The sequence below is a fragment of the Synechococcus sp. LA31 genome (assembly GCF_018502385.1).
GTDB lineage: Bacteria > Cyanobacteriota > Cyanobacteriia > PCC-6307 > Cyanobiaceae > Vulcanococcus.
In genome coordinates this window covers 1,116,559-1,140,510 of record NZ_CP075523.1, presented here as the reverse complement: position 1 = coordinate 1,140,510, position 23,952 = coordinate 1,116,559, and the positions used below count along the sequence as shown (strand labels likewise).

Below are 23,952 nucleotides of genomic sequence, written 5' to 3'. Positions count from 1 at the left end.
GCAGGGCCAATGGCTGTCGTTCAGCGTAACAATATGACGATTGCCGCATAGCCCGATTTTCTGGGCGTACGCGCTCTCTCCGAGGGATGCGGACGCGTGGATCATTCCCCCAGGGCCTCCGCGACGGCCTGTTGAAACACGGCCTCATCTGGGCTGATGCCGGTCCAGCGCTCGAAGATCTGAATCGCCAGCTGCACCAGCATCTCCACGCCATCCACCACGGGGCAGCCGTGTGCGCGGGCGGCGCTCAGGAAAGGGGTGATGCGCGGGTTGGTGATCACATCCACGGCCATGCAACCGGGACCCACGCTCGACCACTCCACCGGCACCGGCTCCAGTTCGGGCGCACAGCCCAGGTGTGTGGCGTTCATCAGAAGGTTCGTGCCGCCGGGCACCTGCAGGGGTGCCTGCCAGGGCTGCCAGTGGCAGGGCACGCCGCTGGCTCGCTGCACCAGCTCTGCCACCTCGCGGCCCTGGGTTTCGCGGCGGGTGATCAGGGTGAGTTGTTCGGCGCCGGCCCAGGCCATTTCCACGGCCATGGCACGGCCGGCACCGCCAGCGCCGAGCATCACCACCCTTCGGCCTGTGAGGGGAGCCACCTTCTCAATCGCCTTCACCACGCCCTTGCCGTCGTTGTTGTGGCCGATCAGTCGCCCCTGTTCGATCGTGATGTAGTTGGCGGCACCGATGGCGCGCACGTCGTCGTCGACGGCATCGAGCATCGGAATCACCGCCACTTTGTAGGGCACGGTGATGGCCATGCCTTGGTAGCCAAGAGGTCGTAGGGCGGCGATTGCCAGGGCGAGGTCGTCTTCCGAGGCGATGTCGTTCTTCCAGAACTGCCAATGCAACCCGTAGTGGGCAAACACCGCATCGAACATCCGATCGATCGGGTTCTCGGCCACCGGATGGCCGAGCATGCCGGTCATCTGTTTCTGGGGAGGAATCACGGGATGGCTGCCCTGCAGGCCTCAGCCTGATCAGGCGGCTAGTAGCTGGCAACCGTTTGGCCAGGCAGCGTGCAGGCCGCGGCGGCCAGTGCTTCTAAGCGATGCTGGGCCGATGCACGCACCCTCCCAAGCGATGGCCCTGGCTGAGCCCCTGAGTTGGCAGCAGCTGGAGGATCAGCTCACGCCGCTCAGCGAGGCGGAGCTGCAGCACCAGCGGGTGGAGGGGCCCACCAATGCCCAGGCGCGGCTGCGCCTGTTCGGGCGGCCCGAGGCGGAGGTGCGCGTCACCCTCTACCGCGATCACCACGCCTGGTGCCCCTACTGCCAAAAAGTGTGGCTGTGGCTGGAGGAGAAGCGGATCCCGTATCGGGTTCGCAAGGTCACGATGTTCTGCTACGGCGAGAAAGAGCGCTGGTTTAAGCAGATCGTTCCTTCCGGGATGCTGCCCGCCCTCGAGCTTGATGGTCACCTGATCACCGAAAGCGACCTGATTCTCCAGGCGCTCGAGGAGGCGTTTGGCCCGCTGGCAGAGGGTCTGCAGGACCCGGATGTTTTTGCACTGCGCCAACTGGAGCGGCGCCTGTTTCGCGCCTGGTGCCAGTGGCTCTGTTACTGCGAAGGCGAGGGGCCGCACACGGCTCGAGCCGAACAGCACTTCATCCGCATGGCCGGCTTGGTGGAGCAGGCCCTCGAGGCCACATCGGGCCCGTTCTTCCGGCCCAGCTTCGGCACCGCCGATGTGATCTTCGTGCCTTACATGGAGCGCATGAACGCGTCACTCGCGTATTACAAGGGCTATGGCCTGCGTAGTCAGCATCCGGCCATCGATCGTTGGTTTGCGGCCCTCGAGCAGCGCACCACTTACCTGGGCACCCAGAGTGATGTGCACACCCATGCGCACGATTTACCCCCGCAGATGGGGTGTTGCTTGGCGAGTGGCAGCGCTGAGCAACGCCAGGTGGCGCGGTTGATTGATCAGGGCCCCTGGCCGTCATCCGGCGAACCCGCCCACCCCGCTGTGGTGGAGACCCGCCAGAGCGAACCAGCCGGTGCTGCTCTGGAGGCCCTGGCCCGAATGCTGCGCCACCGCGATCGCTTGCTGCAGGTGAATCCGCTGGGGGGGCTCGCTCTTGATCAGGCCCTGCGCTGCGCCCTGACCAACTTGTTGGCCATGCCCCACCAGCCCCTGCTGGCGCCCCCGGCCGGCACCGCTGCAGGCTTGCGCTACTGGCGCGATCGCATCAGCGTGCCGCGCGACATGAGCCTGCACGCAGCGCGGCGCATGCGCTGTGCCCTAGAAGCAACAGCGGCTTTGGCAGGCCTGGAGCAGGGGCCAGCGCTGCCGGTGCAGCACCGCCGCGATCAGAACCCTCTGCCCTTCGTGCAAACAAGCTGAGGATCAGCGGCCGTTGAGTTCGCCCCGCTTGGTCATTAGATAAGTCACCAGCTCCTGTTGGAGGGTGAGCAGTTCGCGGGTGCAGCCTCGGAAGGCGGCCCGATGGCGGATCTCGTCGTGGCGGGTGTTGAGATCGCGCAGCATCAAATCGATGGCGTCGAGTTCGGCTCGGTTCATCGATCAGACAGACAAGCCCTCCGACCCTATCAACGCCCTGAACCACCGCTATTTTTCGTCCAGCTGGTGGTCAACGCATGAGAAATCCATGGATGCTTCCGGCGCTGGTGGCGTTGCAGGTGGTGGCGGCGCCGGTGCAAGCCCTGGAGCTCAACGGGCAAACCTGGTTCACCAGGCCGCCCTGGAAGGTGGATTTCACCAACTACTACGCCTATGTGGGGCAAACCGGCGCGACTTACTACTTCACGCTGACCCTGCCTGAGGAAGCTGGGGCCGGTTTGGGCGGTTTGGTGATTCAGCAAACCCGGGGGGTTGATCGCAACTTCCAGTTCGCACCCGAGCGCACCAAGGCGTTTGTGGGGCGGCCGCGGCGTGAGGGGGCCTCGATCCCGGTGCAGGCCCAGTTTGACGAAACGGAGCGCCGGGTCACGGTGCAATTCCTCCAACCACCGCAGCCGGGGCAAACGATCACCCTGGCGCTCAAGCCCTGGAACAACCCCTTCCAGGCCGATACCTACATGTTTGCGGTGCAGGCACTGCCAGCAGGGCCCAATCCCGTGCCTGCCTCGCTGGGCTTCGCCACGATGCCCATCTTTGATGGCATTCGTCTGTAATGCGTTGATAGCGATTGGATCATGTGCTCATCGGTCTGATTGCGCTGCGAGCTATACCAAAATTGCATAACTCGTCATCTTGTGATGTGGATGGCTGTTGAGGGATCAACACCTGGGTAACTTTTTCAAGTTGCCTTGCAATAGCGCGCGTGTCGCTGAGATCACTTGCTGACCAGCCAGTCTCCGCCGACGCAGATTCGATGGCCGTGGTGGCGGCTTACATCGCCGAGCACTACGCCACGCTGCTGCGCATTGCTGATGTGGCTCGCGCCTGCCATGTGAGTGTGCGCACCCTGCAGAACCTTTGCCATGCCCATTGCGGGGAGCCGCCTCTCAAGGTGTTGCGGCGCTTCCGGTTGCAACAACTGCACCACGCCGTGATCAGCCATCCCTGGACACCTTTGCGCGTGCACTACGGCAGTTGTGGGCTCAACGGCTCGTTGGCTGATCGTGACCTATTTCTGCAGATCTATGGCTGCACGGTGCGCGAGCACCAGGAGGCTTGCCGCAGCAAACGCTTCCTGCATGCGCTGGCGCCGGATCTGGTCCGCAGCGCCTAGCGATCGAATCGGTTTAGGGTCAGCCCATGGCATTGCGGCTGCCCCCTTTCCAACCGTTGCCGCCTCCATCAGGCAGCGCTGGTGATCTGCTGGAGGTGCCGCTGCAGGCGCTTCAGCCCACCCAGCTGTGTGTGGGCATGGCGGAGATTCGCAGCCGCCAGCTTGATTTCGCCAACGACGATCCCAAACAGCGGCGCCGCTATTTGAAGCGCAAGCCCACGCCGCTGGTTCGCAGTGCTGCCGGCGAGCTGTGGATGGTGGACCGGCACCACCGCTTGCGGGCGCTGCTCGAGCTCGACCCCAACGCCATGGCCTTTGGCTATGTGGTGCTGCAGTTGGCGGTGGCGGAGCGCCATGCGGTGCTTGAGCAGTTGCACCAGCGGGGCTGGCTCTATCTCTATGACGGCCGTGGCCTGGGACCGTTGCACCCCATGGCCCTGCCCACCAGCCTCAGCGGCACGCACGACGATCCCTATCGCAGCCTGGTGTGGAAGCTCAAGCGCGAGGGGCTGGTGGAAGCGGCTCCCTTGATTCCGTTCCACGAATTCCGCTGGGGTGCCTGGCTGCGCAGCCGCAACCTGCCCCATTTCAGCTCCGATCGGCTTGAACCTGCCCTGCCCGCGGCGCGGGCGCTGGTGCGCTCTCAGGCGGCCTCCCATCTGGCTGGTTGGATCCCGTCGTAATGCCTAGCGTTGTGGCAGCAGCCGCATCGGGGGATCCATGGTTCGTCATCTACTGGTGCCTATCGATGGCTCGGATCTCACGGCGGGGGCGGTGAGCGAAGCCCTAGCCCTGGCCAAGCAGTGCGGGGCGCGGGTGAGCTTCTTTCATGTGCAGCCCAGCTACTACGGCCGCCCGGATGTGGCCATTTATGGCGAGGGTTTGGTGCTGGATCCGGCCTTGAGTGAGCAATTCAGCCAGGCCAATGCCCGCTTGGCGCGCTCGATCCTGGATCAGGCCCTCGAGCAGGCCGGGGCCGCAGGGGTGGAGGCCAGTGGCGACACCTGCGTGAGTGCGCTGGTGCATGAGGCCATCCTCGAGGCCGCCGAGCGCCTCAAGTGCGATTTGATCGCGATGGCCTCCCATGGTCGCCGCGGTCTGGCGGGCCTGTTGATCGGCAGTGAAACCCAGCGGGTGCTCACCCAGGCCCGCTGCCCGGTGCTGGTGATCCCGCCTGCAGATCGCTAGCGCGGGCGATCAGCCCATCGGCGGTGGCGCGATACACGGCTTCGGCTTCAGCGCTGCTGCGGCCAAAACAGGTCATGCCGAGCTTGCCGTATTCCGAGAGGCAGCCCAACAGATGAAACACGCTGCCCCGCAGTCGCGCCGGGTCGTAGTGCAGGTCGGCTTCGGCCACGATGTCGATCAGATCGGCTGGCAACAGCCCTCGCAGTTGCGGGTGGGTGAGGTTGTCGGTGGCGCTGTAGTACACCGGCTGGCCTGTGGGAGCGAGAAACAGGCCGGTGGCCGGATCCAGCTCGCCGGTGGTGATCGCCCGCAGGGCCATGGTGGGGTGGGTGGTGCCCCCCTGGCGCAGGTTCACCTCGATCGCCTGTAGGTCCCAGCGCCCCTCGATGCGGCGGGCAATGAAGTCCACCGCATAGCGCTCCAGCGCTCCCTCACTGGCCAGGGCTTGCCCCACCGCCTCGCCGTGGTGCATCAGCTCCAGCCGGTAGCCGTCATCGGCTGGAAAGCGACAGCCCAGGTAGGTTTGCCCGGCGGCACCGCCGAGGATCTGCTCGTGGGTCGACACCAGCTCCACCCGGCCGCCAGGGTGAATCGTGCCCTGCACGCTGGGGGAGCTGAGCGCATCGCCGCCCTCCAGCCAGGCTTCCACCAAGGCGCCCTGCTGGGCCATGAGTTCTCGCCAACCCTCGGCCGGCATCGGCAGTTGTGCCAGGGCAGCGGCCAACGCCTGGCGCCGTTCCCGGGCGCTGCGGCCCGCCAGGGCCAGGGGTTCGAGGTTGAGGGTGGCGTTGCCCTCGCCGCTCACACCCTCGTTGAGCTTCACCACACAACGCCGTAGCTGGGGGTGGGCCTCCCATAGCTCGGCCGCCGCCTCCGCCAGATCCTCGGGGTTGTGCACCAGGGCACTTCCGGGGGGATGGGGTACACCGCAGCGCTCAAACAGGGCACGGCTACCCGCTTTGCTGCCCCAGTACCCCAGGGCGGGATCGGTGCCCAATAGCGGCACCTGCAGCTGTTCAGAAAGGCGTTTCTCCAGGTCCGTCACCACGAAGCAGCTGATGAAGCTGCGGCCGGGGCGTAGAAGATCTCTGATGCGCTTGAGCAGTGCCGGCCGCTCTAGCAGCTTTTCGGTGAGGGGCCTGTTGCTGGCGTCATCGGTGTCAAACAGGTGCAGGCGCCGGCGGGCGTGGGAGGTGGGTACGCCCGGCATCAGCTCGAGCACCGCATCCACCACCAGCTCGGGCAGCAATTTGCTGGTGACGTAGATGGCGCGCACGCCTGGATCGCGCAGCCGGATCAGCGAAAACAGCTGTCGCTCCTCGTAGTGGTGGGCCCCGGTCACCAGGGCCATCAGCGCCTGATCCATCGACAGCGATGGCACCACCAGCACATCGAACTGGCCGCTCCCTCCGCTCTGCTCACAGCCCCAGCCGGGTTGGAGCTGAGCCTGCAGCTCCTGAAATGACAGGGCCATAAGGATGTCAGGGCTGATCCATCACTCCACCAATCTGGCTGCTACGCAGAGGTTGAAGAGCTGTGTGGTTAAGGCGATGGCAGGCGTGGAGGCCACTCTGGAAACCTGGCAGGCGCCCGCCGAGCGCTCGGATCCGATCGATCTGCTTGAGCAGCAGAACGCCCACCGCCTTCCCTGGCTTATCGCCGAGCGACACAGGCGCATGGCCAAAAGCCCGTTTGCCTGGTTTCGCGGCAGTGCCGCGGTGATGGCTCGGGATCTGGGCTGCAGGCCCCGCAGTGATCAGTTGGTGCAGCTCTGCGGTGATGCCCATCTGCTCAATTTCGGGTTCTATGCCTCACCGGAGCGCACGTTGGTGTTCGACATCAACGACTTTGATGAGACGTTCCCCGGCCCCTGGGAGTGGGATCTCAAACGCCTGCTGGTGAGCCTGGTGTTGGTGGCCCGCCAATTGGGGCTCGATGGCGAGGAGCAGCTTGGCTTGGCTCGCAAGGTGGCGACCCGTTACCGCAAGGCGATCGCCGGCTTTGCGGCCATACCCACGCTGGAGCTGTGGACCACCCTGTTGCACGTGGAACAGTTTGTGGAGGAGCAGCCCCGTGGCTCCTTTCGCCGCCACCTGCGCGCCGCCGCCGCTTCAGCCTGGCGGCGCAGCGGTCGCCAGGCGGTGGCCCGCTACAGCGAGCGCCTGGCCGATGGTCGCTGGCAGCTGCGCCATGAGCCGCCGTTGCTTTGGCGCCACCGGCAGGTGGATCCAAGCTTCTTCACGCAGCCCGACCACGATCAGGCTCTAGCTGTGCTGCTTCACGGGTATCTGGCCAGCGTGCAGGCCCACCGGCGCCACTTGATCAGCAGTTATCGGATCCTCGACACCGCCTACAAGGCTGTGGGTGTGGGATCGGTGGGCACCCGATGCAGCATCACGTTGCTGCAAGGCCCCCATCCCGACGACCTGTTGCTGCTGCAGAGCAAGCAAGCCCTGGTGTCGGCCCTGGCCGAGCCGCTGGATCCACTGCAGGCCAGCGCCCCCGCCCATCAGGGCCAACGGGTGGTGGAGGGTCAGCGCTTGCTTCAGAGCGTGAGTGATCCCTTCCTGGGGTGGACCACCACCCCAGGTGGGCATCACGTGTATTGGCGTCAGTTGCGTGATTGGAAAGCCTCGCTGGCGGTGGAGGAGATGAAGCCCGATGCGCTCAAGGCCTATGGCCGTCTGTGCGCATCGGTGTTGGCACGCGCCCATGCCCGCTCCGGTGATCGCCTGGCCCTGGCCGATGCCCTGGAGGGGCAGAGCGCGATCGATCGAGCCCTCAGCCTTGATGCTGTGGCTTACGCCAATCAGGCAGAAAGCGACCACGGCCACCTGCTACAGGCCATGGCCTCGGGGCGGCTCAGCAGCTGAGGGCTAGAAATTCAGCTCGATCTGCATGCCGGCAGCAAGGATGCCAGGCACTGGTTCAGAGGCGCCGCTGGGGTTGAAGATCCACTGCAGGGTGGGCTGCAGATTGAGGCTTTCATTGAGCTGGATCTTGTAGCCCAGCTCGAGCATGCCCTCGTAGGGGCTGGTGCTGAGCTGGTTGCTGAGGCCGCCGCGCCCGATGCCCAGCAGTGCCACATCCAGGGGCCGACCCGGCAGCGGGCCCTGGATCACCACGCCACCAGCGATGAAGCTGGTGGCGATCACCTGGGCACTGTCGGGCGTGTAGGAGCCGCCCACCCAGAGGCGATCATCCAGGCCCAGGGGCAGCCCGCTGCGCCAGGTCACTGTTCCGTACACGCCATCACCGTTCTCGGAGGTGATGAACCCACCCAGATTGATCGAGCCAGCGGGCAGCTGGTTCTGCACCTGCACCGGTTGAGAGCAGGTGCCTCCGTGCCGGCTGATGCCCTGCGGGGTGCGGCAAGCCGCGATCGGGGTTGCGGTGGCTGCACCCCAGCCGTCTGGCTCGAGGGTCAGTTGCAGGAACTGGGCGCTGCCGCTGCCATCGGGTACGCCATCGGGGAAGTCGGTGAGCCACTTGCCGATTCCCTGGGTGGTGCTCAGATCAAACAAGCCGTAGCGCACGGTAACGCTGTCGCTGGGATGGATCGAGAGCACACCGCCCAGGGCGGCAAAGGGATCGATCGGCAGGTTTGGTGTGTAGAGGTTGAGCGTGTCGTTGAGCGAGGCGTGCACGTAGAAATTCAGCACCGGTGCCGCCACGAATTCAGGATCCAGCGGCAGGATCCCCGCTTTCACCCCGAGCCAGCCATCCCCCCGTTTGCGTTCCACGGAGGCTTCGCTGAAATACAGCCCCACAGGGTTGGCGGCTGTCTGCAGGGAAAACAGGGCGCCGATCTGCTGGTTGTAGTAGGCATCACCCGCGTCGTGATTCACATTGAGGTTGAGGCGCCAATGGTCGAATTCATCCCAGCGTTCGGTGGGTTGGTTCAGTCCACTGCCCAGCGTTAGGTCGAGGGAGGTTTGCTGAATCCAGCTGCCCGCGGAGCGCAGTCCACCGATGGGATTGAACAGCGGTTCGGCGGTGAAGCTGCCCTGTAGCTCCATCCAGTTCGGGAGATCCAAAAGCGTTTGCAGCGTGGGCCAGGAGTTGTTCAGCTCAATCAACTCCACCTCGCCAGAGGCTGGGGTGCTGGGATCAGCGAGCGCTGGTGGCGCTAGTGCCGTGAGGGGTAGCAGGGCCGATGCAGCCAATCTGCGCGCCAGGCGGCTCAGCAGGCCTGGATGGCATAGCTGGTGCATGTCGGCCGGGTCGTTGCTGCCCAGGCTCTGGCCTCAGGCGGCAGATTGGCAAGGGCGTGCCGTGTAAACGGATTAGAAATTCAGTGGCACTTGTACTCCCGCCGCCAGACGTTCAAGCACCGATTCGGCTGCACCACTGGGATTGACGATCCATCGCAAGGTGGGCTGAAGATGGAGGCGTTGGTTCACCTGAATCCGCTAGCCCAGCTTGAAAACGCCTTCGTAGAGGCTGCTGGCGCATGGCCTGCGGGGGTGCGGGGTGGCCACAGGATCTGTCGTGTGGCCAGTTGTGGCAACAACGTTGAGGTGCCGGTTGCCTGGCGGGATCAGGCCTTCTTCTGGCGGCTGCGGCCCTTGCGGGTGGGGGCGGCAGGCTTCTTGTCGGCCTGCTCCGTCACCGTCACAGGTTCCAGTTCACCCTCGCCGCTCACCACCACGCTCACCACGCGGCCGCCCTGGCGGAGTACCCGCTGCAGGGCTTCGTTCATGCGGCTGAAGGGAACGCGGGTGGTGTAGGCGCCGTGGCGCACAAAGCGGTTGTTGGCGATACCTGTGGCGGTGATGGTGACCACCCGGCTTCCTTCGCCGGCGGCGCCAGCGCTGGGGCTGGAAACCAGCAGCTCCTGGCTGCGGAATCCGTAAGCGGGCGTGCCATCGATGCGGCGGTCGCTGCTCAGATCGGCCAGCGGCAGATCGCTGCTGCTGGAGGTGGCGGCGCGGAAGGGCCCATCGGTGCTGATGTGGGCATAGCGGCTTGCGGCCGACACGGCCACGGGCACCGGGCGGTTTTGGTGCAGGGCTCGGCCGAGCTTGAACTGGGTGCCGCTGCCATCCCCTTTCACCGATGCAGCGGCGCCGCAGGCCAGCTGCATCAGCCAGGAGAACTGGCGACCCTCATGGCCCGCCGAATAACTCCAGCCGTGCAGATGAGGTACGCTGTCGTTGCCGAAAGTGTGGTTGTATTCGGCGCTATCAAGGTAGGAATCGATCTCGGCGTCGTAGCCCTGCTCTTGCAGGATCGTGAAGTGGTGCAGCATCTCCTCTCTGTTCTGAGGGGCGCGGCCCAGCAGGTGTTTGTGGTTGAGCTCGATGAAGCGGTAGGGGTTGCAGTTCTCGAAGAAACGTGAGCGATAGAGCGCGCTCTTGGCCACGGCGCGCACTAGCTCGCGCACATTTAGGTCGCCGTTGCGGAATAGCGATTCGGCGCCCTCCAGGCGCTCGTTGCTCATCAGATATTGGCCGCCCAGCACCTGCTGATACACCGCGCGGATGATCGCGTTTTGGTCGTCAGTGGAGGCTTGGGGCCGGCTTTCTTTGCGTTGGCCGGCGGCAAACCGCTCGATACCCAGGGCAGGTGCTTGAACGAGAGACATCACGGTCGGGCTCGCTAGGGGAAACCGGCCGGACCGTAGAGGCGTTGATCGATGCTGTCAGCAGACCATTGCGAGGTCTTTACGCGCCTGCACGGCATCGCTGGGCAGGTCGGCTCATAGCGGATGGATCTCATCGAGCACCTGGCCGCTGCTGCAGACCGTGCGGCAGGAGCGCTGTTGCTGGCGGCTCAGTTTGCGGGCGGCGATATAGGCCAGCAAAGGGTTGGGGTAGGTCTTGCTGGTGTTCCAGCTGCCGTCGGTGCCCTGCATCAAAACCTGGGTCTGCATGGAGCTCTGCCCCTGTGAATCCACTGGGCGGACCCTATGGATCAGGGGTGGCAGTCCTAGGTAGCAGCAGCTACCAATCGCAGAATTTCTTCCGATTTAGGCCTAGCTGCCTTGGGCGCGTTGCAGCTCCTCGGCGATGCGCTGGCAGCGTGTGCCTTGGCGCAGTTGCGGTTCTGAACTGCGCACCTCCAGCTGCGCCTCGCGGCTTCGGCTGCAGTTCCAGGAGGCCAGCACCGTGACCCGCTGGGCCATCGGCAGGCCGCAATTGGGGCGATCGGCGGCAAGCACCTGGCTGGCACTGCTCACGGATGGATCAATCACCAGGCCGAGCTGATGCAGAGGCTCAGCCAGGGCATCAAGCAGGGCGTCGCTCTCCACGCTGGTAATCCAGGAAAACAGCGCCATCGCAAGCCTGTTGCTGCCGTCAAGGTAACGGCGTGCAGCGAGCTGCATCAAGTGCTTTTCGGCACCGAATGATTAAGACACCGTAAACGCTGTTGAAGGGTTGTTCGCGTCCTGGAGGCGCCAGTCGAGTTGTTCGCCGGCATGGAAGGGCACCACGCGGGTGGGTTTGGCTGTGCCATTGGCCAGTTCAAGGATGGCGGGCAAGCCTGCTGCCGCTGGATCGTGCTCACAACGCTCCAGCGTGATGGTGCCTTCGTTGAGGGGCAAGCCATAAAAGCGCGGCCCATTCAGGCTGGCGAAGGCTTCGAGGTGCTCGAGGGCGCCGTCGTCGCTGAACACCTGCGCGTAGCTCTCGATCGCGTAAGGGGCGTTGTAGATGCCGGCGCAGCCGCAGCTGCTCTCTTTGGCGTGGCGCAGATGGGGTGCTGAATCGGTGCCCAGGAAAAACTTGGCATTGCCCGAGGTGGCAGCCGCACGCAAGGCCAGCCGGTGCTGTTCGCGTTTGGCCACCGGTAGGCAATACATGTCCGGTCGTAGCCCCCCCCGAAACAAGGCGTTGCGGTTGATATGCAGGTGATGGGGCGTGATGGTGGCGGCCAGGTTGGCGGGGCCCGATTGCACAAACTGCACCGCATCGCTGGTGGTGATGTGTTCCAACACCACCTTCAAATCGGGGTGGTTGTCGATCAGGGGCTTGAGATGCCGCTCAATGAATACGGCTTCACGATCGAAGATGTCCACCGCTGGATCGGTGACCTCGCCATGGATTAGCAGGGGCATGCCGATGCGCTCCATGCAGTGGATCACCGGCGTGATGTGGTTCAGATCGCGCACGCCCGCATCGGAGTTGGTGGTGGCGCCTGCCGGATAGAGCTTGGCGGCGGTGAACACGCCCTCACCAAAACCACGCTCCAGCTCCTCGGGCGCGATGGTTTCGGTGAGGTAGGCCGTCATCAAGGGGGTAAAGCCTGCAGCAACCGCAGGGCCGGCGCTGCGCTCAAGGGCCGCCAGGATCCGTTCGCGATACGCCCTGGCCTGCTCCACCGTGGTGATCGGCGGCTTGAGGTTGGGCATCACAATCGCCCGTGCAAATGGCCGGGCTGTGTGGGCCACCACCGCCTGAAGCGTGTCGCCATCACGCAGGTGTACATGCCAGTCGTCGGGCCTGCGGATGGTGAGGGTCTGCCCTGGCCTGCTCACTGCCATCGCCTTGATCGGCCCCGCAACTGTTTGGTGTCCAGTCTGTGCCTCAGAGCGGCAGGGCGGCGCCCTGGTGTGTGTGCAGCAGGTTGAGGGTGTCTTGCAGGGGCATGGGCTTGGCTACCAGGTAGCCCTGCCCCCACTGAAAGCCATGGCGCTCGAGCCATTGGCGCTGGCCTTCGGTTTCCACACCTTCAGCGGTGGTGTGCAGATCGAGGGCTTCGGCCATGGCCTGAATCACCTCAAGGATGCGATTGCTGGGCTGCTCCGGTGCATCGAGCAGCTTCACAAAGCTCATGTCCACCTTGAGGCTGTGGAAGTGGAAGCGGTTGAGGCGGCTGAGGGAGGAATAGCCGGTGCCGAAATCGTCGATCGCCAGCAGCACGCCGCGCTCATGCAGCTGGTTGAGCGTCTGGGCGATGTCTCCATCGGCTTGCTGCAGGCTGCCTTCGAGCATTTCCAGTTGCAGTCGCCAGCCCTGGGGTAACGGTTGTGTGTCGATCAGGGCAAACAGCTCCTCGAGCAGCGCGGCACTTTCGAGCAAGGCACTGGAGAGGTTGAGGCTGAGCACCATCTCCTGGTCAGGCTTCACCCGCGCCATGGCGTGGCTGGCTGTGATCGATTGGCGGATCATCTGCAGATCAAGCTGGCCCAGAAGATCGGCCCGTTCTGCAGCCGCCAAAAACAGGCTTGGCATCACCAGCTCTCCATGGCTGCGGCGCCAGCGCGCCAGCGCTTCCACCCCTTTGAACTGCTGGGTTTTGAGATCAAAGAGCGGCTGAAAATGGGGCTCGAGCTGGCCGTTGCGTAAACCCCGCCGCAGCTCGGATTCCAGCTCCAGATCCTGCTGAGCCTGAATGCGGCTGGCTAGATCAATGCAGCTGTAATGGCTGCCCGGACGCCGTGCGGCATTGCGCAGGGCGATGGCGGCGTCGCTGAGCAGATCGTTGGCGTTGCCGTAATTTCCCTGAACGAGAGCTGCACCCACCGCCACCGGAGAGCTGAGCAGCTGCTGTCCCATGCCCACCGGTGGATGCAGTTGCTGGGTGATGGCTGCGGCGAGCTCACACAACTGGGCCTCTGTCGCCAGGAAGGGAGCGAGCACCAGCCACTCTTGATCCGTGAGTTCGCAGCAGCTCGCGTTCTCGGGTAGCGCCTGGCCCAGGCGTTCCCGTTGCGCTTCGCGTAACACGCCGGCTGTCGCTTCCCCCAGGGCCCCAGCGATGCGCCGCAGGTCTTTGAATTCAAGCCGGATGATGCCGAAGCAGGCCTGGTTGCTCTGGCTGAGCATCAGCTCCACCATGCTCAGCAGTTGCTCTTTGCTGGTGAACAAATCGCTGCTGAGCCGCAGCGATTCGCTGTGGGGCTCCTGCTCTTGGCGTGCCTCATGGGCTTGGGCCAGGAGGCGAGTTTGGCGCTTTAACTCCATCTGCTGAACGGCTAACCTCGCCAGCCGTTCCATGGCCTGGATCTGGTGGGGCTGTAGTTGCCTGGGCTGCTGATCCACCGCACACAAGCTGCCGAGGGCCAGGCCATTGCTGGCGATTAACGGGAAGCCTGCATAAAACCGGATGTGCGGTTCCTGCAGCACCAGAGGGTTATCGCAGAAGCGAGGGTCGTTGAGGGCGTCTTCAATGATCAGCGGCGTGCGCTGCAGGATCGTGTGGCCACAGAACGAGATGTTGCGAGGGGTTTCTTTGGCATCCAGGCCAATGCAGCTCTTGAACCACTGACGGTTCTCATCCACGAGCGAGATGATGCCGATCGGTGTATGCGCGATGTCGCGCACGAGGGCGCCGATGTCATCAAAAACCTGCTCGTCCGGGCTGTCGAGCACGCCGTAACTGCGCAGTTCCTGCAGACGTGCCGCGTCGTTGGAGGGGATGGGGGCCTGCAACATGGATGCAGGGAGAGCGCAAGCTTTGGTGAAACCCTAAGCAGGATGAAGATCTTTGTCAGGCCCCATTTGGGGAGGTTGTCGTTTCACCCCTGATCAGCTCCTCCAGCGAGACGGCCGGCATCGGTTTGCCGAGCAGAAAGCCCTGAAAGCTGTCGCAGCCAAGGGCCAGGAGCTCTTGGAGCTGGCGATCTGTTTCCACGCCTTCGGCCAGGCAGCTGAGCTGCAGCTCATGGGCCATCAGGATCGTGGCCTTCACGATGCTGCGATCAGAGGCGTTGTTGGGGAGGTCGGTCACAAAGCAGCGGTCGATCTTCAGCCGTTGCAGTGGCAGGCGCTGCAGGCTGGCCAGGGAGGAGTAGCCGGTGCCGAAGTCGTCGATTGCGAGGCGTACGCCCGCTTCAGCTAGAGCGGCAAGGGTGTTGGCGGCTGCATCGGGGTTGCTGATCAACGCTGTTTCTGTGACTTCCACCTCCAGTTGCGTTGGCGGGATCGCCCACTGCTCGCACAACCCGAGCAACAGTTGATCGAGAGGTTCTTCCTCTGGATCCAGCTGCTGGCCCGACACATTGACCGCGAGCAGCGGCAGGTGTACCCCTGAGCGCTGCCAGCAATGCAGTTGCGCCAGGGCCTGCTCGATCACCCAGCGACCAATGTTGCGGATCAATCCGCTTTGCTCTGCCAGAGGAATGAAGCGTTGGGGCGGGATGTCTTCGCCGCGCTGGGTGTGCCAGCGCAGCAGCGCTTCAGCGCCGATCAACCGCCGCCCACGATCCCACTGAGGCTGGTAGTGCAGATGCAATTCCTTGCGATCGATGGCGCGGGCCAGGCGCTGCTCAAGATCCAGGCTTTCGCGGATCGCCTGGCTGATCGCTGTGGAATAGGCCCTGAGCCCACCCTTGCCCTGGCGCTTGGCTTCGGTGAGAGCGGTGTTGGCCCATTGCAACAGGCTGGAGGGATCACTGCCGTGGTCAGGCGCGATGCTCACTCCCACGCAGGCGCTGAGCTGCACTGGCATCGGTGTCTCCAGCCGCGGCACCACCTGGTGCAGCCAGTCCTGCAGCTGCCGGCCCAGCTCCATCGCTTCGGCGAGGTTGCCGATGTTCTCGCTGCGCACCACCAGGAAGGTGTCGTTGTCGAGGCGGGCAAGCCAATCACTGGCTTGCAGGCGCAGGCGTAGGTGTTCGCCGCACCAGTGCAGGAGCTGGTTGCCAGCATCAACCCCAAAGCTGTCATTGATGCTTTGAAAATTGTCGAGGTCGATGCAGAGAATCGCTACCTGGCGGTTGTAGGGAAGCTCACGAATGCGCTGCTCCAGATAGTGGATGGAAGCCAGCCTGTTCGGTAGCCCCGTGAGCGCATCGGTCTGGGTGGCGTGCTCCAGCTCCAGCTGCAGATTGCGTTGATGGTTGAGGTTTTGGAGGGTGCCGAGGGTGTAGAGCGCGGCACCGCGCTCATCGCACGTTGTGGTGCCGCGGTGCAGCACCAAGTTGATGCGGCCATCGGGGAGCAGCAGGCGGTGCTCGAGTTGGTAAGGCCTACCGCTCAACCATGACTGACGCACACTGGCAGCCACCAGGTTGCGATCGTCGGGGTGGATGGCATCCAGCAGTTGCTCGAAGCTCACGCTCTGGCTGGGGTCGCTCTGCAGTAAACGGTGCAACTGAGCAGACCACAGCATTGATCCGCTGCGGTGATCAATGCGCCAGCTGCCGCATTGCTGCAAGTGCTCCGCTTCGCTGAGCAGCTCGATCAGCTCTGAACACTCCTCAGGGCTCATGCGGCTGAGCATAGGCAGCGCATCAACCCTGTCTGGACCGGGAGTATCAGGGTTAATGGCTGTTGTTTTTTGAGGGCTTCTCCCTAGCCTGGGACATGGCCTTCAGCACCCTTCCCGCACCGCTGCGGCGGATTGGCCGGACCGGCCTCGCGGTGGTAGGCATCACTGCCGCGTTGGGAGTTTTGGGAGCTTGTCGTTGGGGCCGGCCCAGCGTGGATGTGCCGGTGTCCAACTGGCCTGGATACGAATACATGTATCTGGCCCACAAGCTTGGATTGGATCAACAGGCCGGCATCACGATCAGGCCGCTGCAGTTCCCCGATCCGCAGACGATCGTGCATGCCTACCTGCGCGGTGAAGTGCCCCTGGCGCAGCTCACCACGGTGGAGGCGGTGGATCTCTGCGGGCGGGCACCGAGCCGTTGCCCCGAGATCGTGCTGATCCTGAATGAATCCCGTGGTGGTGATCAGATCGCTGTAGCGAACGCCATCCCCTCCATCAAGGCGCTGAAGGGTCAATCGGTGGCGGTGACCTTCTCCACCCTGGGGCCCTATGTGCTCAGCCGGGCCTTGGAGCAGCAGGGCCTGGCCCTCACCGACGTGCAATTGCGCAATATCCCCTTGGCCAAGATGCCCGATGCCTTGCGCAGTGGCGAGGTGAAGGCGGCTGTGTTTTTCCCCCCCTACAGCGACTACGCCGCGCGCGATGGTGCCTCGCGCACCCTGTTCGATAGCAGTGCCATTGCGGGCGAGGTGTTCGACGTGCTGGCGGTGGACCCCACTTTTCTGCGCCGCCATGGCGACACGGTGACGGCCCTGATCCGCGCCTGGGCCGCGGCCCACCAGGCAGCACGGCGCGATCCCGAACGGGCGATTGCCCTGGCTGCTCAACGCGAGCAGCTCAGCCCAGAGGAATACCGCCAGGCCGAGCAGGGGCTGGTTTATTTCAGCCTGGAGCAGCAGTTGCCGATGCTGCAGCCCGGGGGTGTGTTGGCTCGCAATCTCCAGGCGGTGCAAGCGGTGCAGCAACGGCTCAAGCTCACGCCGGAGCAAGCGCCGATTCCAACGGTGTCGGCTCGGTTTGTGAAGGCTGCCCAATGACACGTGCCCGTTGGTTGCTGGCGGTTGCAGCTTTGGCCGGTGTGGCCGCTCTGGCGGCCTGTGGGCTGTTCCGGCGCGAGCCGAAGGTGCGATTGGCGATCGTGGATTGGCCGGCCTACGAATACTTCTATCTCGCCAGCCGCAAGGGGTTGGATCGGCCGCTCGGCTACAGCCTGCAGGTGGATCAATTTGGCTCGCTGCAGGATCAGCGCCAGGCCTTCAGCCGTGGTGATGTGGACGCGATCGCCACCACCCTTCCGGAGGCGATCGCCATCTGCCGTGAGGCACCGGCACGCTGTCCCGCCTTGGTGTTGGTGCTCGATGAATCCTATGGAGCTGATCAGCTGGTGGCGGCAGCCCGCTGGCGCACGAGCAAGGAGTTGAAAGGGCAGCGGGTGGGGGTGGAGCGCAGTGTGCTCGGCGAATTTCTGTTGCTTCGCGCCTTGCAGCCCCATGGGCTCAGCTTGTCCGATCTCACGCTCCGCTACGAGGGGCCCAAGGCGTTGGTGGCGCAGCTCGAGCGCGGTTCGCTCGATGCGATCGTCACCTACGCACCCCACAGCGATCGCTTGCTGGATGATCCCCGCTGGAGGGTGCTGTTCAGTTCCCGCGAGATTCCAGGCGAGGTGGTGGATGTGCTGGCGGTGAGCCCGGAGCTCGCTAGCCATGATCCGGCATTGGTGCGGGCTCTGGTCGCAACCTGGTGGGCGGCCCGGGAGCTCGCGGCCAAGCAACCCCAAGAGGCGGTTGCGCTGATGGCCCAGCGCCAGGGGGCGACACCCCAGCAATTCCTGCGCTCCCAGCGCTTGATCCGCTACCCCGATCCAGCGCAACAGGCGGTGTTGCTGGCTGCCGAGGGGCCAGTGCAGCGCACCCTGGTGCAGCTCGAGCAGCTGATGCGTCAGGCCAACCGTCTGCCCGACCAGCTCACCCTGCCCACGCTCTCACCGGAGCTGGCGCAATGAAAGGGCTTCTGCGTGAACGCGTGAACCGCAGCTTGTTCGGGCTGGCCCTGGCGGCGGCTGCTTTGGGATCCACTGTGTTGGCCAGCGTGAGCGGTGTGCTCGTTTTGCAGGCCACCCTCCAGGACGCTGAAAAGCACGCCAGCGCTCTCGAGCGCGACCTCTCCGGCAGCCTCACCAGCTTTCAGCCCATCTATGAAGTGCAGCGGCAGCTGCAGATGGCGGCCTCCTCCCGTGAACTGCGCTCGGCGTTGCTGCTCGATCGCAAAGGCCGCGTACTGGCCGCCAGCGACAACGCCGTGGTGGGTCGCAACGTGCGGCAGCTCACCAGCGCTGATGGGTTAGGGGATCTGCCGCAACACCTGCAGCTGTGTTTCAGCGCCAGGGTCAGTCGCGGTTTTTGCCAGGGACAACGGGCCACCAGCCTTGTGGATGGCCCCTTCCCGCTGATCGGGGGGGATCACATGATTCGGGTGTTGCCCACGCCGTTGGCGCTGGAAGGCTTGCCGGCCTTTGGCCAAGAGGGCCTGCTGGTGATCGAAATGGATCTGCAGCCCTTGGTGGGGCAGGCGGCGCGCCTCACTGGTTTGGTGTTTCTCGCCGGGCTGTTGCCGCTCTTTCTCACCGCCGGTGCTCTGGTGTTGGTGGTACGCCGCCAGGTGCTGCCGGAATTACTCAGCCTCGCCCAGACCGACAGCCTCTCTGGGGTGCTCAACCGCCGGGCCTTTCTGGAGGCCGCTAGCCAACGGCTTGCCCTGCCTGGTGTGGGTGAGCAGGCCTGGGTAGTGGCCTTGATCGATATCGATCACTTCAAAACCATCAACGACACCTACGGCCATGCCGCCGGCGATGAGGTGATCCGTCGCATGGCCGACTATCTCCATTCGGCCGTGCGCCGTGGCGATCTGGTGGGGCGTTTGGGGGGTGATGAGTTCGCCCTGTTGGTAGGGGCCTCCGCATCCCAGGCCTACGACCTGCTGGATCGCCTCCGCCAGCGGGTGGCCTCCCATCGCTGGACCCTGGCCGATGGCCGGGAGCCCCAGCTCTCCCTCTCGATCGGCATGGTGGAGTGCGGCAGTGGTGGCCGCCGTCAGCTCGGGGAACTGCTCCAGGCCGCCGATGCAGCCCTGTATGTGGCCAAGGATCAGGGGCGCAACCAAGTGATGGACCTGGAGCGTTCGCACCCCAAGGGTTGGACCATGCAACCCGCTTAGGGCTTGTTGTGGTTCTGGATCCGCATCGCCATCGAGCTCTGCACCAGGTGAACCAACAGCGCTGTGCTCCAGCCGGCCATCAGCAACCCATTCACCGCCAGCCCCACGCTGAGCAAGCGCCAACAGGGGGGCAACATCACATCGCCATACCCCACGCTGGTGAAGGTGATGCCACTGAAGTAGAAGCTCTCCTCCAGAGTGGGTAAGAGCTCCAGGCTGTGAAAGAGCACGGCCCAGAGCACAATGTCGCTCAGGAGGGCCAGGGCAATCACGCCCACACCGATCAGCACCATCAACAACCGCCGATCAGCCCTGGGGGCACACCACCGCATCAGCGGCTGGTGGTGGTTCAGCTCGATCAGCAACGTGGTGACCCAAAGCTGCAACAAGCTTGTGAGCATCAACATTGCTGCGCTGATCAGCAACTGCAGGCCGGCACCGGGGCTCGTGCAGGCCACGGCTGTGGTCGCGGCGGCTGCACGCTGGGCCAAGGGGATGGCCAGGGCGATCAGACCCCCCACAGCCGGCGCGTAGCGCCGCAGGTGCCGGGTGCGTAAACCGTTCATGGGCGCGATGGTGCTGGTAGCTGCGGCTCCGGCAACCCCAGCCAACGGGCTTCTTCGGCGGCGGCAGGCTGCAGGGCTTGCAGTTGAGGTTGCACGCTGGGATTGCCCGCTGCAAGGGAGAGCTGATTAAAGCGGCGCAGCGCTGAATTCGGGAACAGGAACAGCCCCACTGCCAGCGCCAGAGCGCAGCCCATCAGGTAATCGATCCAGCGGTGGGGGATGTACCAAGCCACCAAGGGGCCGTAGCCAATGAAGGCCACACCACTCGAGATCAGAGCGGTGCGCAGGTAACTGCGGCGGTTGAGGGCGGCTAGCAGGGCGGCGGTTCCGCCCATCACCAGCCCGATCGAGAGCTCACTCAGGCCGATCGTGTTGAACACGAGCAGTGGCATCAGCACACCGAGGCTCACGCCCACCATGCGATCGCGCACCCGCGCCAGGGTGGCGCCGATGCTGTCATTGAGCAGGAGCACCACCCCGAAGTAGAGGTATTTGGGGGTGACGGCTCCAACACCCAGGCCGATGGCATAGGCCAGGCTGGCGAACACCAGCTTGCGCCAGAAAAAGGGTGAGGAAAGGCCTGCGCGGATGCGATCCGCCAGAGGTGGATCCTCAGCCTCTGCACGGCTCTCCTCGGGCGGTTGCTTCAGCTCAGCCGGGGTGAAGGTGAGTTGGAGGAGCGTGCCTGTGAGCAGGCCGATCACGATGGCGAGCATCTCGTCGCGCCAGCCCTCCCAGCTGGGTGTGCCCAGCAGTGGCAGCACTCCGGCGCAGGCCACCACGCCGCTCAGCAGACGCAATTTGCTGGGTAAAAGCAACGTGATCAGTTGCATTAGGGCCGCCACCAGGCCGAACACGAAGACCTGCGGTGCATCCGAAAGGCCCAGCCCAAGGCTCACGCCGATCGCCAGGCAGATCCCCACCAGAACGATCAGCACGGGATAGATCAACAGCGGCCAACGGCTGAAATCCGGCCGCACCACCAGGGCCGCGATCAGGGCGCCGTAGGCGATCGATTCACCACTGAGCCCGATGCCTTGGCAGGCGGCATCACTGAGCGCTGCCGCGAGGCCGATCACCAGTGCGGCTCGCAGATCCAGGCTCAGGCTCCCCGCGGGAGCTTCAGCCGCCATGGCCAGGGCGTTTGAGGGCCTGTACCCAGCCCACGAGCAGCACGATCAGGAGCAGGGCCAGCCAGAACCAAAGCCTGGGCGGCTGGCTCATGGCCGTGATGATCAGCAGAATCAGCGCGAGCCAAGGGGCCGGCTGACGCCAGGGTTTGAGCCAGCGCTGCACGGTGTGATTCATCGTTCTGTCCCCCCGAGCCAGCGTAGGAATGGCAGCACGAAACTCAGGGGCCGGCGCCGTTCCACCTGCACCTCGGCCTTGGCTGGGGTGCCGTTCTCTAGGCTGATGTCTGGGCCTTGGCTGGCACTCCAGCGCAGGCCGGAGGGGGTGTTCGCCGTTTCCAGTTCAACGGTGACCAGCCGCACCGGTGAGGTGGCTTTGTCGGGGAGCACCGCCAATGGATCACCGCCTTCACCGAAGGCGGCCTGGCGGCTGCGGGCGATCAGGCTGCTGGCCAGGGCGGGATCGCCCACCGTGCGCGAGACCTCGGCTAGATCGGCGGTTGCTGGTGAGATGTCCACGATGCGCCCCTCCACCAGGCCATAGCGCTGGGAGCTGCCGCCGTAGCGGTCGCGGGTTTGCAGCTGCAGATCCAGCTGGATCGCCATGCCCTTGCGCAGCCGGGCGATGTCGCCATCACTGAAGAGGGCAATCGCCGTGCGTTCCTTGGCGCCGGCGCGTGGTTCCGGGCCGAGCCCCACCGTGCCGAGCCGTTGGCCAGGAATCACGGCCTGGCCTGGGTTCACGCTCAGTCCCAGCAGCATCCCGTCACGAGGCGCCAGCACCGATTGGCTGTTGCGCTGGGCCTGCAGTTCCGCCTTGGTGGCATCCAGCTGCGCCAGTTGGGCTTGCAGCTCCTTGATCAGGCTTTCGTTGCGCAGATACAGATCCTGGGCACCCACCCAAAGCGGGCTGTAGCGGGGAATCACTTCGTCGCGCCGAAGGTTTTCGAGGGCTTTGAGCTGGAGCCCCACCGGCTGATTGGCGACGCGCAGGGTGCCAATGCGCGACTCAATCGTGTTTTTTTGGCGATCCAGGGCAGCGATCTGATCGAGCAGTGCGTTGGTGGTGGGACCCACGGCGCCTCCACCGGCTGCCTGCTGATCGATACGGTTGATGCTTAACAGCAGCTCTCCTTGCCGCACCTGATCGCCAACCTGCCGGTGCAGTTCCTGCACCTGCCCGGGTGAGCGTGCGTAGATCCCCACACGGCTCTCAGGCGGTAGCAATACCGCGCTGCCCTCCACCTTCACCGGCACGGATGGCGCGATCGCCCACACGACACACACCGCGCTGACGGCGGTGATCGGTAGGAGCTGGGGGATGCGTTCGCTCACCACCGCCATCGAGCCCCGCAGCTTGGAGCGCTATTTACAGCGGGTAGGGTACTGGCCAATTTAGTTTTTCAAGGCTTGCGCCGCCGATCGCGCCACCGCTTTAACGGTCTTGCCCTGGTGCTCAGCCCGCTCGCGGCTCTGGCCCTGAGGCCAGCCGGCGCCATGCCGCTCCAAGCCCAGGCGGCACCTAGGCCGAGCGCCAAGGCTGAGGCTCCACAGCAGCCCTTGGCGCTCACGCTTGATCAGGCCATCGCGCTCGGCATGGGCCAGTCGTTGGCGTTGCGCAACAGCGGGCTGGTGGTGGATGAGAGCCGGGCCTTGCAGGGGCTGGCGCGCGCCCGCTTCATGCCCAAGCTCGATCTGGTGGGCTTGGGCACCTACGGCCAGGTGGGTACCGACATCGGCTTCATCTCCAACCTGCCCGCCATCGGCGACCTCAACTTCGAGCTGGGCGGCGACGGCTACGCCGTGGTGCAGAACACCTTTGTGAATGTGGGCCTTGCCCTCACGGTTCCGCTGATCGATTTCAGCCGTGGGCCGTTGCAGAAGGCGGCGCGGGCTGGTGTGGCGGCCGCTGAAGCGCAGGGAAGTGAACAGCAACGGCGCACGCGCTTCGCCATCCAGACCGCCTATCTCAACGCCCAGCTCGCCGATGCGCTGATCCCCGTGTGGGAGAGCGCGCTGCAAGTATCAACGCGGCTGCTCAGCGATGCCCGCGCGATCCGCCGCGAAGGCTTGGCGGCGCGCATCGACACGCTCCAGGCCGAGGCCCTGGTGGAAACCGACCGGCAGGGCTTGGCGGAAGCCCGTTCGCAGCGCACGATCGCCCTCAGTGCCCTGGCTCGCCAGCTCGATCTGCCGCCGCAGAAGGAGGTGATCCTTCAGGACCCCCTACGGCCCGGCCCGGCCTGGACGCTCGCTTTAGATCCCACGCTGCAACGGGCGTTGCAGGACAGGCCGGCTCTTGAGGCCCTGGATCAGCAGCGCCAGGCCAACCTCGCCCGCATCCAGGTGGCCCGTGCCTCGGGCATGCCCCAGCTCGGGCTGTTGCTGGGTGGGGGCATCAGTGGCGACTGGCTCAACGTGCCCGTGCTCAACACCAGCCCCCGGGTTTCGGTGAACGGCGCCGCAGGCCCTGACCTCCCCACCGTGAACACCAGCGGCAGCGTGTCCGGCAGCTTCTACGACTGGGGTGCGGTGCTGGGGCTGCGCCAGCCTTTGTTTGATGGCGGCCTCACCCGCGAGGCCGTTGCGTTGGCCAAGCGCCGCGCTCAGCAGAGCGAGCTGGCGATCGAGATTGCGGAGCAGGCCATTACTCAGCAGGTGGAAACCTTTTATGCCAGCCACCAGGCCGCCGGGCCGCAAATGCGAGCCGCAGCGGCTGCCGCCGCTGCCGGTGCCGAGGCTGTGCGCGATGCACTGCTGCGCTACCGGGCTGGCGTTGCTCCGATCACCGAGTTGTTGATCGCGCAACGCAACCTCCAGGCGGCCCGCTCCGCCGAAGCGGTGGCGATCCACCGCTGGAATCTCAGCCGCGCTGGCTTAGAGCTGGAAACCGGCACCACGGCTGCGGAGAGCGGCTCCCCCGCATCTCTTTAAAGTG

The 23,952-nt window shown here is 64.7% G+C and carries 24 protein-coding genes; 10 read left to right on the top strand and 14 right to left on the bottom strand.

All coding sequences use genetic code 11. The annotated features are described in order from the left end of the window. Window positions 1-101: 101 nt before the first annotated feature. The gene (locus tag KJJ24_RS06125; RefSeq protein WP_250544956.1) at window positions 102-950 is read right to left on the bottom strand and encodes a shikimate dehydrogenase; all 849 of its coding nucleotides are present in this window, start codon (window positions 948-950) and stop codon (window positions 102-104) included. Between the two features lie 112 nt (window positions 951-1,062). On the opposite strand from KJJ24_RS06125, the gene KJJ24_RS06120 reads away from it, so the two are divergent. After that, window positions 1,063-2,346 (top strand): glutathione S-transferase family protein, encoded by a 1,284-nt coding sequence (locus KJJ24_RS06120; RefSeq protein WP_250544955.1) that lies wholly within the window; start codon window positions 1,063-1,065, stop codon window positions 2,344-2,346. A 3-nt stretch (window positions 2,347-2,349) separates the two neighbouring features. On the opposite strand, the gene KJJ24_RS06115 is transcribed toward KJJ24_RS06120, so the two are convergent. Beyond that, complete coding sequence (locus tag KJJ24_RS06115; RefSeq protein WP_214342506.1) at window positions 2,350-2,523, bottom strand: hypothetical protein; 174 nt, start codon at window positions 2,521-2,523, stop codon at window positions 2,350-2,352. A gap of 77 nt (window positions 2,524-2,600) precedes the next feature. Between KJJ24_RS06115 and KJJ24_RS06110 the strand changes: the two genes are divergently transcribed. From KJJ24_RS06110 to KJJ24_RS06095, 4 genes are all read left to right on the top strand, one after another. Then, a complete protein-coding gene (locus KJJ24_RS06110; RefSeq protein ID WP_214342503.1) occupies window positions 2,601-3,137 on the top strand; it encodes a DUF2808 domain-containing protein in 537 nt (178 codons plus the stop codon). Between the two features lie 200 nt (window positions 3,138-3,337). Continuing rightward, the gene (locus tag KJJ24_RS06105; protein ID WP_214342500.1) at window positions 3,338-3,697 is read left to right on the top strand and encodes an AraC family transcriptional regulator; all 360 of its coding nucleotides are present in this window, start codon (window positions 3,338-3,340) and stop codon (window positions 3,695-3,697) included. A 26-nt stretch (window positions 3,698-3,723) separates the two neighbouring features. Beyond that, on the top strand, window positions 3,724-4,380 hold the full coding sequence (locus KJJ24_RS06100) for a ParB-like protein (RefSeq protein ID WP_214342497.1): 657 nt from the start codon (window positions 3,724-3,726) through the stop codon (window positions 4,378-4,380). A gap of 37 nt (window positions 4,381-4,417) precedes the next feature. Beyond that, window positions 4,418-4,885, top strand: coding sequence for a universal stress protein (locus KJJ24_RS06095; RefSeq protein WP_214342493.1), 468 nt, complete (start codon window positions 4,418-4,420; stop codon window positions 4,883-4,885). On the opposite strand, the gene KJJ24_RS06090 is transcribed toward KJJ24_RS06095, so the two are convergent. Continuing rightward, window positions 4,836-6,359 (bottom strand): peptide ligase PGM1-related protein, encoded by a 1,524-nt coding sequence (locus tag KJJ24_RS06090; protein WP_214342490.1) that lies wholly within the window; start codon window positions 6,357-6,359, stop codon window positions 4,836-4,838. The genes KJJ24_RS06095 and KJJ24_RS06090 overlap by 50 nt on opposite strands. Window positions 6,360-6,435: 76 nt before the next feature. Between KJJ24_RS06090 and KJJ24_RS06085 the strand changes: the two genes are divergently transcribed. Then, window positions 6,436-7,758 (top strand): DUF2252 domain-containing protein, encoded by a 1,323-nt coding sequence (locus KJJ24_RS06085; RefSeq protein WP_214342487.1) that lies wholly within the window; start codon window positions 6,436-6,438, stop codon window positions 7,756-7,758. A 3-nt stretch (window positions 7,759-7,761) separates the two neighbouring features. Here the strand turns inward: KJJ24_RS06085 and KJJ24_RS06080 are convergent, their stop codons facing one another. The 7 genes from KJJ24_RS06080 to KJJ24_RS06050 form a co-directional block, all read right to left on the bottom strand. Continuing rightward, window positions 7,762-9,099 carry a carbohydrate porin gene (locus KJJ24_RS06080; RefSeq protein WP_214342484.1) on the bottom strand — a complete coding sequence of 446 codons (1,338 nt, stop codon included), beginning with the start codon at window positions 9,097-9,099 and terminating at the stop codon, window positions 7,762-7,764. A 326-nt stretch (window positions 9,100-9,425) separates the two neighbouring features. Next, entirely contained in the window at window positions 9,426-10,472 is a 1,047-nt protein-coding gene (locus KJJ24_RS06075) for a phycobilisome rod-core linker polypeptide (RefSeq protein WP_214342481.1), read from the bottom strand. A 114-nt stretch (window positions 10,473-10,586) separates the two neighbouring features. Further along, window positions 10,587-10,760, bottom strand: coding sequence for a hypothetical protein (locus KJJ24_RS06070; protein WP_214342478.1), 174 nt, complete (start codon window positions 10,758-10,760; stop codon window positions 10,587-10,589). A 102-nt stretch (window positions 10,761-10,862) separates the two neighbouring features. Continuing rightward, on the bottom strand, window positions 10,863-11,165 hold the full coding sequence (locus tag KJJ24_RS06065) for a hypothetical protein (protein WP_214342475.1): 303 nt from the start codon (window positions 11,163-11,165) through the stop codon (window positions 10,863-10,865). A 72-nt stretch (window positions 11,166-11,237) separates the two neighbouring features. Further along, a complete protein-coding gene (gene pyrC, locus KJJ24_RS06060; RefSeq protein ID WP_214342472.1) occupies window positions 11,238-12,371 on the bottom strand; it encodes a dihydroorotase in 1,134 nt (377 codons plus the stop codon). 43 nt (window positions 12,372-12,414) lie between these two features. Next, entirely contained in the window at window positions 12,415-14,265 is a 1,851-nt protein-coding gene (locus KJJ24_RS06055) for an EAL domain-containing protein (protein ID WP_214342470.1), read from the bottom strand. A gap of 55 nt (window positions 14,266-14,320) precedes the next feature. Continuing rightward, the gene (locus tag KJJ24_RS06050; protein WP_214342468.1) at window positions 14,321-16,054 is read right to left on the bottom strand and encodes a bifunctional diguanylate cyclase/phosphodiesterase; all 1,734 of its coding nucleotides are present in this window, start codon (window positions 16,052-16,054) and stop codon (window positions 14,321-14,323) included. An 83-nt stretch (window positions 16,055-16,137) separates the two neighbouring features. On the opposite strand from KJJ24_RS06050, the gene KJJ24_RS06045 reads away from it, so the two are divergent. From KJJ24_RS06045 to KJJ24_RS06035, 3 genes are read left to right on the top strand one after another with little or no spacing between them, the layout of a single operon-like run. Further along, window positions 16,138-17,142, top strand: coding sequence for an ABC transporter substrate-binding protein (locus KJJ24_RS06045; protein WP_214342465.1), 1,005 nt, complete (start codon window positions 16,138-16,140; stop codon window positions 17,140-17,142). Continuing rightward, entirely contained in the window at window positions 17,139-18,107 is a 969-nt protein-coding gene (locus KJJ24_RS06040; RefSeq protein ID WP_214342462.1) for an ABC transporter substrate-binding protein, read from the top strand. The genes KJJ24_RS06045 and KJJ24_RS06040 overlap by 4 nt, the downstream gene beginning before the upstream one ends. Beyond that, window positions 18,104-19,318 carry a diguanylate cyclase gene (locus tag KJJ24_RS06035; protein WP_214342458.1) on the top strand — a complete coding sequence of 405 codons (1,215 nt, stop codon included), beginning with the start codon at window positions 18,104-18,106 and terminating at the stop codon, window positions 19,316-19,318. Before KJJ24_RS06040 ends, KJJ24_RS06035 begins: the two co-directional genes overlap by 4 nt. Here KJJ24_RS06035 and KJJ24_RS06030 read toward each other — a convergent pair. The 4 genes from KJJ24_RS06030 to KJJ24_RS06015 are packed head-to-tail and all read right to left on the bottom strand — an operon-like array spanning window position 19,315 to window position 22,358. Continuing rightward, entirely contained in the window at window positions 19,315-19,884 is a 570-nt protein-coding gene (locus KJJ24_RS06030; protein ID WP_214342449.1) for a potassium channel family protein, read from the bottom strand. The two genes, KJJ24_RS06035 and KJJ24_RS06030, sit on opposite strands and share 4 nt — an antisense overlap. Beyond that, a complete protein-coding gene (locus tag KJJ24_RS06025) occupies window positions 19,881-21,017 on the bottom strand; it encodes an FUSC family protein (RefSeq protein ID WP_214342446.1) in 1,137 nt (378 codons plus the stop codon). The genes KJJ24_RS06030 and KJJ24_RS06025 overlap by 4 nt, the downstream gene beginning before the upstream one ends. Then, window positions 21,007-21,192, bottom strand: coding sequence for a hypothetical protein (locus KJJ24_RS06020; protein ID WP_214342443.1), 186 nt, complete (start codon window positions 21,190-21,192; stop codon window positions 21,007-21,009). The genes KJJ24_RS06025 and KJJ24_RS06020 overlap by 11 nt, the downstream gene beginning before the upstream one ends. After that, window positions 21,189-22,358, bottom strand: coding sequence for a hypothetical protein (locus KJJ24_RS06015; RefSeq protein WP_214342440.1), 1,170 nt, complete (start codon window positions 22,356-22,358; stop codon window positions 21,189-21,191). The genes KJJ24_RS06020 and KJJ24_RS06015 overlap by 4 nt, the downstream gene beginning before the upstream one ends. 66 nt (window positions 22,359-22,424) lie before the next feature. On the opposite strand from KJJ24_RS06015, the gene KJJ24_RS06010 reads away from it, so the two are divergent. Then, on the top strand, window positions 22,425-23,948 hold the full coding sequence (locus KJJ24_RS06010) for a TolC family protein (protein WP_214342438.1): 1,524 nt from the start codon (window positions 22,425-22,427) through the stop codon (window positions 23,946-23,948). Window positions 23,949-23,952: the final 4 nt, after the last annotated feature.

Bases quoted from the DNA above. Each gene is read 5' to 3' on its own strand.
- KJJ24_RS06045 (WP_214342465.1), top strand. From the start codon at position 16,138: ATGGCCTTCAGCACCCTTCCCGCACCGCTGCGGCGGATTGGCCGGACC.
- KJJ24_RS06035 (WP_214342458.1), top strand. From the start codon at position 18,104: ATGAAAGGGCTTCTGCGTGAACGCGTGAACCGCAGCTTGTTCGGGCTG.
- KJJ24_RS06030 (WP_214342449.1), bottom strand. From the start codon at position 19,884: ATGAACGGTTTACGCACCCGGCACCTGCGGCGCTACGCGCCGGCTGTG.
- KJJ24_RS06040 (WP_214342462.1), top strand. From the start codon at position 17,139: ATGACACGTGCCCGTTGGTTGCTGGCGGTTGCAGCTTTGGCCGGTGTG.
- pyrC (WP_214342472.1), bottom strand. From the start codon at position 12,371: ATGGCAGTGAGCAGGCCAGGGCAGACCCTCACCATCCGCAGGCCCGAC.
- KJJ24_RS06090 (WP_214342490.1), bottom strand. From the start codon at position 6,359: ATGGCCCTGTCATTTCAGGAGCTGCAGGCTCAGCTCCAACCCGGCTGG.
- KJJ24_RS06105 (WP_214342500.1), top strand. From the start codon at position 3,338: ATGGCCGTGGTGGCGGCTTACATCGCCGAGCACTACGCCACGCTGCTG.
- KJJ24_RS06065 (WP_214342475.1), bottom strand. From the start codon at position 11,165: ATGGCGCTGTTTTCCTGGATTACCAGCGTGGAGAGCGACGCCCTGCTT.
- KJJ24_RS06070 (WP_214342478.1), bottom strand. From the start codon at position 10,760: ATGCAGACCCAGGTTTTGATGCAGGGCACCGACGGCAGCTGGAACACC.
- KJJ24_RS06020 (WP_214342443.1), bottom strand. From the start codon at position 21,192: ATGAATCACACCGTGCAGCGCTGGCTCAAACCCTGGCGTCAGCCGGCC.
- KJJ24_RS06120 (WP_250544955.1), top strand. From the start codon at position 1,063: ATGCACGCACCCTCCCAAGCGATGGCCCTGGCTGAGCCCCTGAGTTGG.
- KJJ24_RS06100 (WP_214342497.1), top strand. From the start codon at position 3,724: ATGGCATTGCGGCTGCCCCCTTTCCAACCGTTGCCGCCTCCATCAGGC.
- KJJ24_RS06110 (WP_214342503.1), top strand. From the start codon at position 2,601: ATGAGAAATCCATGGATGCTTCCGGCGCTGGTGGCGTTGCAGGTGGTG.
- KJJ24_RS06115 (WP_214342506.1), bottom strand. From the start codon at position 2,523: ATGAACCGAGCCGAACTCGACGCCATCGATTTGATGCTGCGCGATCTC.
- KJJ24_RS06080 (WP_214342484.1), bottom strand. From the start codon at position 9,099: ATGCACCAGCTATGCCATCCAGGCCTGCTGAGCCGCCTGGCGCGCAGA.
- KJJ24_RS06095 (WP_214342493.1), top strand. From the start codon at position 4,418: ATGGTTCGTCATCTACTGGTGCCTATCGATGGCTCGGATCTCACGGCG.
- KJJ24_RS06015 (WP_214342440.1), bottom strand. From the start codon at position 22,358: ATGGCGGTGGTGAGCGAACGCATCCCCCAGCTCCTACCGATCACCGCC.
- KJJ24_RS06055 (WP_214342470.1), bottom strand. From the start codon at position 14,265: ATGTTGCAGGCCCCCATCCCCTCCAACGACGCGGCACGTCTGCAGGAA.
- KJJ24_RS06085 (WP_214342487.1), top strand. From the start codon at position 6,436: ATGGCAGGCGTGGAGGCCACTCTGGAAACCTGGCAGGCGCCCGCCGAG.
- KJJ24_RS06075 (WP_214342481.1), bottom strand. From the start codon at position 10,472: ATGTCTCTCGTTCAAGCACCTGCCCTGGGTATCGAGCGGTTTGCCGCC.
- KJJ24_RS06050 (WP_214342468.1), bottom strand. From the start codon at position 16,054: ATGCTCAGCCGCATGAGCCCTGAGGAGTGTTCAGAGCTGATCGAGCTG.
- KJJ24_RS06025 (WP_214342446.1), bottom strand. From the start codon at position 21,017: ATGGCGGCTGAAGCTCCCGCGGGGAGCCTGAGCCTGGATCTGCGAGCC.